This is a genomic window from Gryllotalpicola sp. CP2-P1 (assembly GCF_057512245.1).
Genome location: NZ_JBLRDT010000005.1, coordinates 20,720 through 32,757 on the forward strand (window position 1 = coordinate 20,720; position 12,038 = coordinate 32,757).

13 protein-coding genes are annotated in these 12,038 nt (G+C 70.9%); 9 read left to right on the forward strand and 4 right to left on the reverse strand.

Annotated elements, in window-relative coordinates; translation table 11 throughout:
- Position 1: 1 nt before the first annotated feature.
- The 8 genes from gatA (at position 2) to ACM2XV_RS01055 (ending at position 7,542) form a co-directional block, all read left to right on the forward strand.
- The gene (gatA, locus tag ACM2XV_RS01020) at positions 2 to 1,528 is read left to right on the forward strand and encodes an Asp-tRNA(Asn)/Glu-tRNA(Gln) amidotransferase subunit GatA (protein WP_487025695.1); all 1,527 of its coding nucleotides are present in this window, start codon (positions 2 to 4) and stop codon (positions 1,526 to 1,528) included.
- Positions 1,528 to 3,027, forward strand: coding sequence for an Asp-tRNA(Asn)/Glu-tRNA(Gln) amidotransferase subunit GatB (gene gatB / locus ACM2XV_RS01025; RefSeq protein WP_344778767.1), 1,500 nt, complete (start codon positions 1,528 to 1,530; stop codon positions 3,025 to 3,027). Before gatA ends, gatB begins: the two co-directional genes overlap by 1 nt.
- Positions 3,028 to 3,130: 103 nt before the next feature.
- Entirely contained in the window at positions 3,131 to 3,499 is a 369-nt protein-coding gene (locus ACM2XV_RS01030; RefSeq protein WP_487025696.1) for a YciI family protein, read from the forward strand.
- A gap of 5 nt (positions 3,500 to 3,504) precedes the next feature.
- The gene (locus ACM2XV_RS01035) at positions 3,505 to 4,746 is read left to right on the forward strand and encodes an RNA polymerase sigma factor (protein ID WP_487025697.1); all 1,242 of its coding nucleotides are present in this window, start codon (positions 3,505 to 3,507) and stop codon (positions 4,744 to 4,746) included.
- A gap of 9 nt (positions 4,747 to 4,755) precedes the next feature.
- Positions 4,756 to 5,139, forward strand: a complete 384-nt coding sequence (locus ACM2XV_RS01040; protein ID WP_487025698.1) for a YciI family protein — start codon at positions 4,756 to 4,758, stop codon at positions 5,137 to 5,139.
- Positions 5,140 to 5,144: 5 nt separating this feature from the next.
- Entirely contained in the window at positions 5,145 to 5,549 is a 405-nt protein-coding gene (locus ACM2XV_RS01045) for a YciI family protein (RefSeq protein WP_344778775.1), read from the forward strand.
- 13 nt (positions 5,550 to 5,562) lie between these two features.
- Positions 5,563 to 7,104, forward strand: coding sequence for a DUF7059 domain-containing protein (locus ACM2XV_RS01050; RefSeq protein WP_487025699.1), 1,542 nt, complete (start codon positions 5,563 to 5,565; stop codon positions 7,102 to 7,104).
- A 15-nt stretch (positions 7,105 to 7,119) separates the two neighbouring features.
- On the forward strand, positions 7,120 to 7,542 hold the full coding sequence (locus tag ACM2XV_RS01055; RefSeq protein WP_344778779.1) for a DUF3054 domain-containing protein: 423 nt from the start codon (positions 7,120 to 7,122) through the stop codon (positions 7,540 to 7,542).
- Here the strand turns inward: ACM2XV_RS01055 and ACM2XV_RS01060 are convergent.
- The gene (locus tag ACM2XV_RS01060) at positions 7,539 to 8,222 is read right to left on the reverse strand and encodes a DUF1345 domain-containing protein (protein ID WP_344778781.1); all 684 of its coding nucleotides are present in this window, start codon (positions 8,220 to 8,222) and stop codon (positions 7,539 to 7,541) included. The genes ACM2XV_RS01055 and ACM2XV_RS01060 overlap by 4 nt on opposite strands.
- A gap of 34 nt (positions 8,223 to 8,256) precedes the next feature.
- On the opposite strand from ACM2XV_RS01060, the gene ACM2XV_RS01065 reads away from it, so the two are divergent.
- Positions 8,257 to 8,763, forward strand: coding sequence for a PaaI family thioesterase (locus ACM2XV_RS01065; protein WP_344778783.1), 507 nt, complete (start codon positions 8,257 to 8,259; stop codon positions 8,761 to 8,763).
- On the opposite strand, the gene ACM2XV_RS01070 is transcribed toward ACM2XV_RS01065, so the two are convergent.
- From ACM2XV_RS01070 to ACM2XV_RS01080, 3 genes are all read right to left on the reverse strand, one after another.
- The gene (locus tag ACM2XV_RS01070) at positions 8,734 to 10,434 is read right to left on the reverse strand and encodes a long-chain-fatty-acid--CoA ligase (protein WP_487025700.1); all 1,701 of its coding nucleotides are present in this window, start codon (positions 10,432 to 10,434) and stop codon (positions 8,734 to 8,736) included. The two genes, ACM2XV_RS01065 and ACM2XV_RS01070, sit on opposite strands and share 30 nt — an antisense overlap.
- A gap of 5 nt (positions 10,435 to 10,439) precedes the next feature.
- A complete protein-coding gene (locus ACM2XV_RS01075) occupies positions 10,440 to 11,108 on the reverse strand; it encodes an SDR family oxidoreductase (RefSeq protein ID WP_487025701.1) in 669 nt (222 codons plus the stop codon).
- A 44-nt stretch (positions 11,109 to 11,152) separates the two neighbouring features.
- Positions 11,153 to 12,038: MinD/ParA family ATP-binding protein (locus ACM2XV_RS01080; RefSeq protein WP_487025702.1), on the reverse strand; the 886-nt coding region annotated here is incomplete at its 5' end.

A 12,038-nucleotide genomic window follows, 5' to 3' on the forward strand; every position in this document is an offset into this window, starting at 1 on the left:
GATGTCTGAGCTGATCACCCTCACCGCCGCCGAGCTCGCCGCGAAGCTGGCCTCGCGCGAGGTTTCGAGCGTCGAAGCCACCCAGGCGCACCTCGACCGCATCGCCGCGGTCGACGGCGACGTGCACGCCTTCCTCCACGTCTCCGAAGACGCGATCGCCACCGCGAACCGCATCGACGAGCGCCGCGCCGCAGGCGAAGCCTTCGGCGAGCTCGCCGGCGTTCCTGTGGCCATCAAGGACGTTCTCTCGACCAAGGACATGCCGTCGACCTCGGGCTCGAAGATCCTCGAGGGGTGGCGCCCGCCGTACGACGCGACCGTCGTGGCGAAGCTGCGCGAGGCCGACCTCGTGCCGCTCGGCAAGACGAACATGGACGAGTTCGCGATGGGCTCGTCGACGGAGCATTCCGCCTACGGCCCGACGCACAACCCGTGGGACCTGACCCGCACCCCGGGCGGCTCGGGTGGTGGCTCGTCTGCCGCGGTGGCCGCGTTCGAGGCGCCGCTCGCCCTCGGCAGCGACACCGGCGGAAGCATCCGCCAGCCCGCGGCCGTCACGGGGTCGGTCGGCGTCAAGCCGACCTATGGCGGCGTCAGCCGCTACGGTGCGATCGCGCTCGCGAGCTCCCTCGACCAGGTGGGGCCCGTGAGCCGCACCGTGCTCGACGCGGGCCTGCTGCACGACGTCATCGCCGGCCACGACCCCTTCGACTCGACCTCGCTCACCGACCACTGGCCGTCGATGGCCGCCGCAGCGCGCCTGGGCGCAACGGGCGACCGCCTCAAGGGCCTCAAGGTCGGCGTCGTGAAGGAGCTCTCCGGCGAGAACGGCGGTTTCCAGGCCGGCGTCAAGCAGCGCTTCGACGAGACGGTAGCCGCGCTCACCGCGGCCGGCGCCGAGGTCGTCGAGGTCGCCGCTCCGAGCTTCGAGTACGCGGTCGCCGCCTACTACCTGATCCTGCCCGCTGAGGCATCCAGCAACCTCGCCCGCATGGACTCGGTGCGCTTCGGCCTGCGTGTGAACCCGGAAGAGGGGCCCGTCACGGTCGAGCGCGTGATGAGCGCGACCCGCGACGCTGGCTTCGGCGCAGAGGTGAAGCGCCGCATCATCCTCGGCACCTACGCACTGAGCGCCGGTTACTACGACGCCTACTACGGCAGCGCGCAGAAGGTGCGCACGCTGATTCAGCAGGACTTCGCCGCCGCGTTCGCACAGGCCGACGTGCTGATCAGCCCCGCTGCGCCGACGACCGCCTTCGAGCTCGGCTCGCTCGTGAACGACCCGCTGGCGATGTACCTGAACGACGTCACGACCATCCCGGCGAACCTGGCCGGCATCCCCGGCATGGCGATCCCCATGGGGCTCGCGCCCGAGGACGGGCTGCCCGTCGGCCTGCAGCTTCTCGCGCCTGCCCGCGAGGACGCGCGCCTCTACGAGGTGGGCGCCGCCATCGAAACACTGCTCACGGATTCCTGGGGGCACAGCCTGCTGAGCCAGGCACCGCTACTTACGGAGGTCGCCCGCTGATGGCAAAGGACAAGCTTCTCGACTTCGACAAGGCGATCGAGCTCTACGAGCCGGTCCTCGGCTTCGAAGTGCACGTCGAGCTGAACACCAAGACGAAGATGTTCTGCGGCTGCGCGAACGCCTTCGGCCAGGGGGCGAACACGAACACCTGCCCCACCTGCCTCGGTCTGCCCGGCGGCCTGCCGCAGGTGAACAAGAAGGCGATCGAGTCGAGCATCCGGCTCGGGCTCGCCCTCGGGTGCGAGATCGCCGAGAAGTGCCGCTTCGCGCGCAAGCAGTACTTCTACCCCGACCTCGCGAAGGACTTCCAGACCTCGCAGTACGACGAGCCGATCGCCTTCGACGGCTCGGTGACGGTCGAGCTCGAGTCCGGCCGTGAGCTGACCGTGCTGATCGAGCGCGCCCACATGGAAGAGGACGCGGGCAAGCTCACGCACGTGGGCGGCGCGACCGGCCGCATCCAGGGCGCCGACTACTCGCTGGTCGACTTCAACCGCGGCGGCGTGCCGCTCGTCGAGATCGTGACGAAGATCATCGAGGGCGCCGAAGCGGATGCCCCAGAGGTCGGTCGCGCCTATGTGGGTGCGATCCGCGACATCGTGCGCTCGCTCGGCGTCTCGAACGCGCGCATGGAAGAGGGCAACATCCGCTGCGACGCGAACGTGTCGCTGCGCCGCCGCGGCGACACCAAGCTCGGCACGCGCACCGAGACGAAGAACGTCAACTCGCTGCGCTCGGTCGAGCGCGCGGTGCGCTACGAGATCCAGCGCCAAGCGGCGATCCTCGAGGCCGGCGGCACCATCACGCAGGAGACCCGGCACTGGCACGAGGACTCGGGCACGACGAGCGCCGGGCGCCCCAAGTCGGACGCCGACGACTACCGCTACTTCCCCGAGCCCGACCTCGTTCCCGTCGCGCCGAGTCGCGAGTGGGTCGAGGAGCTGCGAGCCACGCTGCCCGAGCCGCCCGCGGCCCGCCGCACCCGGCTGCGCGAGGCATGGGGCTTCACGAAGCTCGAGTTCCAGGACGTCGTGAACGGCGGCCTGCTCGACGTCGTCGAAGAGACCGTGGCAGCAGGCGCCACGCCGGCCGACGCGCGCAAGTGGTGGACGGGTGAGCTCGCTCGCATCGCCAACGCCCAGGGCGTCGCGGCCGAGACGCTCGTGACCCCTGCGGACGTGGCCCAGCTGTCGTCGCTCGTCGCGAGCGGCGAGCTGACCGACCGCCTCGCACGCCAGGTGCTCGAGGGTGTCGTCGCGGGCGAGGGCTCGCCGGCCGAGGTCGTCGAGAAGCGCGGCCTCAAGGTCGTCTCCGACGACGGCGCGCTCATCGCCGCGATCGACGAGGCGCTCGCCGCTCAGCCCGACGTGCTCGCCAAGATCAAGGACGGCAAGGTGCAGGCCGCGGGTGCCGTGATCGGCGCGGTCATGAAGGCGATGAAGGGTCAGGCGGATGCCGCACGCGTTCGCGAGCTCGTGCTGGAGCGCGCCGCGCAGTAATTTCGCGAAAGCCGTCACCCGGGCCTCGGAACGCATGTCGAGAACCGGGTGACGGCTCCGACCCTTCTGTGACACGGTGAAGCCGTCACAGAAGGGATCGGGAATGACGCACTACCTGTTCAACGTCATCGGGCCGGGGCGCGACGACGGCTACGGCACGTATGGCTCGGCCGAGGCGCAGGACGCCGCGATGGCCCGCATCGGCGCGTTCAACGAGCGGCTGCAGCGGGAAGGGAAGATCATCTACCTGAACGGCCTCGGTGCGGCCGAGACGACCGCGGCGGTCGTCGACGCTCGCGAGGGCGACGCGGTCGTGACCGACGGCCCCTACGCCGAGTTCAAGGAGTACATCGCCGGGCTCTGGGTGCTCGACATGGCCACCCGCGAGGAAGCCCTCGAGCTCGCAGCCGAGGCCTCGCGCGCCTGCGGTCGCAAGATCGAGCTGCGCCCGGCGCACGACCCCATCGGGTGAGCGCGATGACCGGGCGGCTCGAGACGATCTTCGACGCGAACGTGCGCGCCGTGATCCCACTCGTGACCGCCGCGCTCGTGCGACGGTACGGGGGTCTCGCCGATTGCGAAGACGCCGTCCAGGAAGCGCTGCTCGAGGCATCCGTGAGCTGGCCGAGAACGGGCACGCCGCGCGACCCGCGCGCGTGGCTGCTCACGGTCGCGCGCAGGCGCTACATCGATGCGGTGCGGGCGGATGTCGCGCGCCAGGCTCGCGAGGAGCGCGACGCGGCCCTTGACCTGATCGGCGGCGCACCCAGCGCGCAGGACGACTCGCTGGCGATGCTCGTGCTGTGCTGCCACCGCGCGTTGCAACCCGCCTCTCGGGTCGCGCTGACCCTGCGCGCGGTCTGCGGACTTACGACCGCGCAGATCGCGGCCGCGTTCTATGCGAGCGAGGCGACGATGGCGCAGCGCATCACGCGCGCCAAGCGCACGATCGATAACGCGGGGCGCAGCTTCGGCGAGCTGAGCCGGGGGATGCTGGCGGAGCGCGCCGAGCCTGTGCGCACCGCCCTGTATCTGATGTTCAACGAGGGCTATGCGCCCTCTGGCGGCGAGCGGCCGGTGCACGGCGAGCTGATCGCCGAGTCGATCCGTCTGACGCGTCTGCTGCACGCGGCGCTGCCCGACGACACCGAGACCACCGCGCTGCTCGCGCTCATGCTGCTGACGGATGCCCGCACCGACGCGCGCACAGACCAGGACGGGCTGCCGGTGGCGCTGCCCGACCAGGACCGGAGCCTTTGGGACAGGGCGAAGCTCGCCGAAGGGCGCGCCCTTGCGGCGCAGGCGCTGACGGATGGGCCGCCGACATCGCTCGCGATCCAAGCCGCCATCGGCGCTGTGCACGCGGCCGCCCCCGACGCCGACGCGACCGACTGGGCGCAGATCCTCGGGCTCTACGACGTGCTCGTGCGGCTGCAGCCGGGGCCCGCCGCGCAGCTGGGGCGCGCGGTCGCGGTCGGCATGGCGCACGGCCCGCTCGCCGGGCTCGCCGAGCTGGCGCTGCTCGAGAACGATGAGCGTCTCGCCCGTGGGCACCGCCTGCTGTCGGTGCGGGCCGGTCTGCTCGAACGTGCCGGCGCCCTCGACGAGGCGATCGAGACCTACGACGAAGCAGAGAAGAGAGCGCCCAACAGTGCCGAGCGCCGCTGGCTGGAAGCCCAGGCGCGTCGGCTCGAAGCCAGCGAGAGGACGAGGAAATGACCGAAGCACGTGTGGAAGGGGTGGACTGAGGTGTGGGAGCGCAAGCGGTTCCTGGTGCTGCATCTGACGGACGCAGAGGCGCCTGCCTGGTCGGACGAGATCGACGGGCCTCGCATGGACGCCTGGCTCGCCCGGCGCGCGGGCCCAGAGGGCTGGGAGCCGAACGGCGAGCGCGTGAGCGACGCGAGCACGGCGCGCGAGATAGCGGTGAGAGACGGCGTCGTCACGGTGACGGACGGCCCATTCCCCGAGTTCAAGGAGTGGTTCATGGGTGCCGAGTGGATCGAGGCGAGCGACATGGACGAGGCCGTCGCGATGCTCTCCGCGCATCCGACAGCGCGCATTGGCCGGGTCCTCGTGATCCCGGCTCTGGAAGACCAGGAAGGGAAGTAGGAACGATGACCGATAACACCCAGCAGTACCTGCTGCTGTTCACCGATGCTCCCGACGCCGAGCCCTACAGCCAGGAGGCCGACGACATCTTCGACTGGCTCGAGGCGGTCGCCGACCACCGTATCTTCGGCGAGCGGCTCACCGGCCGCGAGGACGCGCGGCTCGTCACGAAGCGCCAGGGGGAGGTCTTCGTCACCGACGCGCCGGTGGCCGAGTTCAAGGAGTGGTTCTCGGGCTTCGACCTGATCACGGCGTCGAGCCGAGACGAGGCGGTCGAGATCGGCGCGCGGCACCCCTGTGCGCGCTTCGGCCGCGTGCTCGTGCTGCCGCTCATGGGTGCCATCGAGTCGAGCGCGCTGCTCGAGCAGACCGTGCAGGCTCGAGCGAAGGCGGCGGCCGCGACGCCATGACAGGATCGAGGGCGTGCCCCGCATCGACACGGACCTGATCGCCCTTCTTCGCGCCGACCTCGCAGCGGCCGACTTCACGGTCGACACCGTTCGCGGCCTCTGGTCGGAGTCCGCCGGGGGAGCGCTGACCCGCTCCCACCGCGTGCCGGCTCAGCGTGAGCTGGCCGAGGCCCGCGCCGCCGGCGAGATCACGCCGGCCGGCACGCTGGCCTGGCTGTTCGTGCTCGGGCTGCCCGTCGCGGGGCCCGAGCTTGACGCGGCTCTGCCCGAGCTCGCGGCCGACGGCGCCGCGGCCCTGGGTCTCGTCGAGCTCGACGAGACCGATCCGGCATCCGACCTCATCACACCGCTTGTCGATCTGCGCCCCTACGCGTTCGCCGATCGACTCGGTGAGGCCGAGTGGTGGATCGCCAGCGACCTCGGAGAGCTCGCTCTCGGGCACGCGCTCGGGCCCGACCATGTGCTCGGGGTCGGTGGCGCCTCGACGACGCTGTCGAGCCTGATCATCGGCCGCGAGGTCGAGCTCGCGCTCGACCTGGGCACCGGCTGCGGCATCCAGGCGATGCACGTCGCCCGTTACGCGCGCCGCGTGATCGCGACCGACATCTCGGCCCGCGCGCTCGAGTACGCCGAGTTCAATGCCCGGCTCAACGGCATCGGCGGCATCGAGTTCCGACTCGGCAGCCTGTTCGAGCCGGTGGCGGGCGAGCGATTCGGCCACATCGTAAGCAACCCGCCGTTCGTGATCACGCCGCGCGTCGCCGACGTGCCCGAGTACGAGTATCGAGACGGGGGATTCACCGGCGATGAGCTCGTGCAGCGGGTGCTCGCCGGCATCCGCGCGCATCTCGCCCCAGGCGGCGTCGCCCAGCTGCTCGGCAACTGGGAGTACGTCGGCGGCGTCGACGGGCTCGACCGCGTGCGCGCGTGGGCGGACGGGCTCGACGCGTGGGTCGTCGAGCGCGAGCTGCAGGACGCGCCGCGCTACGCCGAAACCTGGATCCGCGACGGCGGCACGCGCGCCGGCGACCCCGAGTACGACCTCTGGTACGACCGCTGGCTCGAGGACTTCACGGCCCGCGGGGTCGAGTACGTCGGCTTCGGCTACCTGACCCTGCGCGCGCCCACGGAAGGCACCGCTCCCACGCTCGCGCGCTTCGAGCAGGTCGAGTCGAGCGGCACGAACCCTGCCGGGATCGGCGAGCACGTCGCGCAGGCGCTCGCGGTGCATGACGCGGTCGGCGGGCTGACGGACGCCGAGCTGGCGGGGCTGCGCCTGAAGGTCGCGCCCGACGTCACCGAGGAACGGCACTCGTGGCCCGGCGACGAGGCGCCGATCGTCATCTCGCTGCGCCAGGGCGCGGGCTTCGGGCGGGCGGTGCAGGTCGACCCGGCGCTGTCGGGGCTCGTCGGCGCGTGCGACGGCGAGCTCACGGTGGGCCAGATCGTGGACGCCGTCGCGGCCCTCTTCGAGGTCGACGAGGTCGAGCTGCGCGCCGAGCTGCTTCCCCGGGTGCGCGAGCTGGTCTTCACGGGGTTCCTCGAACTCGCGTAGGGAAGAATCCTTCCTATGACAGCACCTGAGCGCCCGGCATCCGCACCCGCCATCGATCCCAGCCGCTGGGTGTTCCTTTCCGTCGTGCTCGACGTCGCGCTGGTCGTGCTGTTCACGGTCATCGGCCGCGTCAGCCACGGCGAAGACCTCAGCTTCGGCGGTGTCGTGAAGGTGGCCTGGCCGTTCCTCGTGGGAACGCTGCTCGCGTGGCTCGTGACCGCCGCGTGGCGGCGCCCGCTCGCGCTCGTGCGCACCGGCGTGCCCGTGTGGCTGCTGACCGTGATCGTGGGCATGCTGCTGCGCGTCGTCTCGAGCCAGGGCGTCGAGCTCAGCTTCGTGATCGTGGCGGCCGTCGTGCTCGGCGTCTTCCTGCTGGGCTGGCGCGCGATCGTGACGCCGATCGCGCGGCGTGGCGCCCGCCGGTCCGCGCGGGCCTAGTTCGAGGTGCCGAGGCTCACGACGAGATTGATCGTCGAGGCCAGGATCACGGTGCCGAAGAGGTAGGACAGCAGGGTGTGGCGCAGCACGATGCGCCGCAGCCGCGTGGTGCGCACCGCGGTGTCCGAGATCTGATAGGTCATGCCGAGATCGAACGCCGTGTAAGCGAAGTCGCTGAACACGGGCTCGTCGTCGGTGCCGCCGTCCTGCGTCGGGAAGTCGATGCCGCCGGCCGGCACCATGTAGTACTCGCGCGCGTAGCGCTGCGCGTACAGCGTGTGCACGAGGAACCACGACAGTGCGACGCTCAGCACCGAGACACCGCCGATCGCCGCGCGCTGGGCGGCCGGGTCGTGGGCTGCGCGGACGAGGATGAGCGCGACCGCGGCCAGTGACGCGATGCTGGCGCCGATCACCAGCACGTCGCTCAGGAAGATGCCCGGGTCCTCGCGCGTCGCGTGCGAGCGCATCGCCGCGGCATCGAGCGGCCAGAGATGGAACCACACCCAGGCGACATAGATCAGGCAGGCGACGATCCAGCCGACGACCCCGGCGTACCACCACGAGCTCACGAGCCCGGTGATGGTCGCCGCAGCGGCGCCGCCGAGCAGCATGATGACGATCCGACGAGCGGCGAGGCTGCTCGGGCGGTCGTCGTTGGAGGATGAGGAAGAACTCACGCGCTAAGGCTGGCACGCGGCATACGCTCGACCCATGACTGACACGGATGTCCCGAGCCGCTCTCTCACCATCGAGTGGGACGACCCCGCCCCGGGCGCCGCTCAGATCCCCGCCGTCAGCGGCCTCGACTACGTGAAGGGCCTCGCCGACGGCACCTACCCGCCGGCCCCGATCGCCAAGCTCATGGGGTTCACTCTGGCCGAGGTCGAGGAGGGCCGGGTGGTCTTCGAGTGCCGCCCGGGCGAGCAGCACTACAACCCGATCGGCACCGTGCACGGCGGCCTCGCGTGCACCCTGCTCGACTCGGCGATCGGCTGCGCGGCCCAGACCACTCTGCAGCCGGGGCAGGGCTACACCTCGATCGACATCTCGGTCAGCTACCTGCGGCCGATCGTCGCCGGCAGCGGGCCGCTGCGGTGCGAGGGCGTCGTCACGAAGCCCGGCTCGCGGGTCGCCTTCGCCGAAGGGCGCCTGACCGACGGCGCGGGCCGCCTTGTTGCGACGGCGACGTCAAGCCTGCTGGTCTTCGCCCTGCAGTAACTGCTCGCGCACCTTCTTGCGCAGCACCTTGCCGATCATGTTCCGGGGCAGCTCGTCGAGCTGCACGATCTCGCGCGGCACCTTGTAGGGCGTGAGGTTCTCGCGCAGGGCCGCGCGCATCGCCACGGGGTCGAACGGCGCACCCGGCGCCATCACGACGGCGGCGACGACCTTCTCGCCCGAGTGCGGGTCGGGCAGGCCGACGGCGGCCGCGTCCTGCACGCCCTCGAGCGCGACGACGGCCTCTTCGACCTCGCTCGGCGCGACGTTGAAACCGCCGGTGATGATCAGCTCTTTGATGCGGTCGACGATCTCGAAGAACCCGCGCTCGTCCATCACCGCGATGTCGCCCGTGCGGAACCAGCCGTCGCGCAGCACGGCCGCGGTCTCTTCAGGGCGCTTCCAGTACCCCGAGAACACCTGCGGGCCGCGCACCATCAGCTCGCCGGGCTCGCCCGGCGGCTGCTCGGTCTCGTGATCGTCGCGCGAGACGATCTTCGCGTCGGTGCTCGAGACCGGAAGGCCGATGCTGCCGGCGTGCCGCTCGTCGGTGAGCGGGTTGATCATGAGGATCGGGCTCGTCTCGCTCAGGCCATAGCCCTCGACGAGGAATCCGCCCGTCGCGCTCTCCCACTTCTCGATCAGGGAGACGTCGAGCGCCATGCCGCCCGAGACGCCGAGCGTGATGCCTGCGAGCGAGACCTTCTTCTCCTGCGCGCGCGTGAGCAGCCGGTCGATGATCGGCGGAACCGCCGGCAGGTAGGTCGCCGGGTGCCTCTTGTGCGCCGCGAGAACGAGGTCGGGGTCGAAGGCCGGGAACAGCACGAGCCGCGCGCCCATCGACATCGCGAAGGTCAGGCCGAGGGTGAGCCCGTAGGCGTGGAAGACGGGCAGCATCGCGTAGACGACGATGCCGGTGCCGCGCTTCACGTCGGGAATCCAGGCCTGGCACTGGGTCGCGTTGGCGATCAGGTTCGCATGCGTGAGCATGGCGCCCTTGGGTGTGCCGGTGGTGCCGCTGGTGTACTGGATGACGGCGAGGTCGGATGCCTCGGGCCGCGGCACCTTCTGCGAGATGCGCCGGTTCTTCAGCAGCTTCTCCCAGGGCATCGCGCCCCGGGGCAGCGGACCCCACATCTTCGCCTTCGCCTCGCGCGCGGCCTTCACGGGAAGGTTCATCGCGAACCGCTTCGACGCGGGGAGCCCCTGCGTGATGTCGACCGAGACGACGACGCCCACCGCGAGGTCGTCGGGCAGATCGAGCACCTTCTGAGCGATCTTCTGCCACACGATCGCGAAGCGCGCGCCGTGGTCTTCGAACTGGTGCCGCAGTTCGCGGTCGGTGTAGAGCGGGTTGTGCTCGACGACGACGCCGCCGAGCCGCTGCACCGCATAGAACGCGACGATGTGCTCAGGGCAGTTCGGCAGCACCAGCGCGACACGATCACCGCGCTTCACTCCGAGTTTCCGCAGACCTTCTGCGGCGCGGTCGATCTGTTCGCCGAGCTCGCGATAGCGCGTCTCGGCGCCGAGGAAGTCGAGGGCGACCGCGTTGGGGAAGTCCGTGACGGTGCGTTCGATCAGGCGGGGCAGGGACTCTGTCACGGCCGGGATCTCAGGCGCCACGCGGGGGGCGTAGTGCGCGAGCCACGGCTTGTCGGCCGACGTCATGGCACTCAGACTAGCCGCGAGACCGCTTCGTCTATGGGCGTGGAGCCGCCGGTGAGCTCCCACTGTTCACCGATGGTTCCCGGGTTCTCCAGCACGGCGAGGACGGTCGCGGCGACGTCGGCCCGGGGGATCGACCCGTTCGCACGGTCGACGTGCTCTGCGAGCTCGATGCGACCCGTCCCGTCGGCGGTCGTGAGCGCGGTGGGGCGCAGGATCGTCCAGTCGAGGCCCGACTCGCGCAGCCGGGCGTCGGCGTCGCGCTTCGCATCGACATACGCGGCCCATTGCGGGTCGGGCACGACGGTCTTGGTGCTCGGGTCGTCGACGCCAGCCGCCGAGATCTGGATGAAACGGCGGATGCCCGCGGCCTGCGCCGCCTCTGCAGAGAGCACCGACGTCCCGTAGTCGACGGTGCGCTTGCGCTCGACTCCGCTGTTCGGGCCGGCGCCCGCCGTGAAGACCACGGCATCGCAGCCCTCGAGGGCCGCGGCGAGCGTCGCCGCGTCGGTCGCCTCGAGGTCGAGCGTGACGCCCTCGCCGCCCAGGCGGAAGATGTCCTCGGCGTGCTCCTCACCGCGCGCTATGCCGACGAAGTCGTGACCTGCGTCATAGAGCTCGCGCATGAGCTCCTGACCGATCTTGCCATGTGCGCCGATGATCGCGACTCGAGCCATGACTCCATCCTGGCACCGCGGGCGGGTGCGGAGACCGCCCGGGCCTACAGTCCGTCGGAGACCGTGGCGGCGACCGTGAGCCACGCCTCGCGCGTGGCGCGCGAGAGCAGCTCGTAGCTGATCGCGCCGCCGTCGACGAGGGCCGGGTCGTGCGGCACCTCGAGCACGGCGCGGGTGAGCGAGCCGAAGTGGCCGCGCAGCCGGCGTGCGAGCTGCGGGTCGGGCGAGTCGGTCGTCGCCGACAGCACCGTCACGGCGTTGTCGATCTTGTCGTCGAGGCCCTTCTCGCGCAGCCCGTCGACGAGCCACGCCGCGCTGGCCGCGGTGTCCTCGCGCACGGTCGTCACGATGACGAGCTGGTCGGCCGCTTCGACGGCGGCGAGCCAGTTCGGGGCGCGCATGTTGTTGCCGGTGTCGATGACGATGAGGCGGTAGAAGCGCTGCAGGGTGCCGTGCAGGCTGTCGAACGCATGGCCGTCGACCAGCTGCGTGGCGTTGGGGTCCTCGTCGCTCGCGAGCACGTCGAACTGGGCCGAGCCCTGCGCGCGCACGTAGTCGTCGAGGTCGCCGATGCGCGACGAGCCGGTGTCGCCGAAGCGGTCGAGGTCGTGCAGCAGGCTGACGGCGCTGTTGTGGTGCGCCGCCGGGCGCGCCCGCCAGCCGAGCGTTCCCCGCGTCTCGTTGTTGTCCCAGGCGAGTGTGTAGCCACCCCGGTGCTCGCCGAAGGTCGCCGCGAGCATCATCGTCGCGGTGGTCTTGTGGGCGCCGCCCTTGGGGTTGATGACGACGATCGTGCGCGGGCCTGCGAAGGTGCGCTGCACTTTCGCGATCGCCTCGCGGCGGGCGAGCTCGGCGGCGCCGGGTGCCGGGTTGATCAGCCCGAAGGAGGCCTTCCGGACGAGGCCCTGCCAGCCGCGCTCGGCGGGGACG

What these genes read in the sequence shown, in the direction of transcription:
- ACM2XV_RS01075 (WP_487025701.1), bottom strand. Translation starts at nt 11,108, where the DNA reads ATGGCTCGAGTCGCGATCATCGGCGCACATGGCAAGATCGGTCAGGAG.
- gatA (WP_487025695.1), top strand. Translation starts at nt 2, where the DNA reads ATGTCTGAGCTGATCACCCTCACCGCCGCCGAGCTCGCCGCGAAGCTG.
- ACM2XV_RS01070 (WP_487025700.1), bottom strand. Translation starts at nt 10,434, where the DNA reads ATGACGTCGGCCGACAAGCCGTGGCTCGCGCACTACGCCCCCCGCGTG.
- gatB (WP_344778767.1), top strand. Translation starts at nt 1,528, where the DNA reads ATGGCAAAGGACAAGCTTCTCGACTTCGACAAGGCGATCGAGCTCTAC.
- ACM2XV_RS01035 (WP_487025697.1), top strand. Translation starts at nt 3,505, where the DNA reads ATGACCGGGCGGCTCGAGACGATCTTCGACGCGAACGTGCGCGCCGTG.
- ACM2XV_RS01055 (WP_344778779.1), top strand. Translation starts at nt 7,120, where the DNA reads ATGACAGCACCTGAGCGCCCGGCATCCGCACCCGCCATCGATCCCAGC.
- ACM2XV_RS01030 (WP_487025696.1), top strand. Translation starts at nt 3,131, where the DNA reads ATGACGCACTACCTGTTCAACGTCATCGGGCCGGGGCGCGACGACGGC.
- ACM2XV_RS01045 (WP_344778775.1), top strand. Translation starts at nt 5,145, where the DNA reads ATGACCGATAACACCCAGCAGTACCTGCTGCTGTTCACCGATGCTCCC.
- ACM2XV_RS01065 (WP_344778783.1), top strand. Translation starts at nt 8,257, where the DNA reads ATGACTGACACGGATGTCCCGAGCCGCTCTCTCACCATCGAGTGGGAC.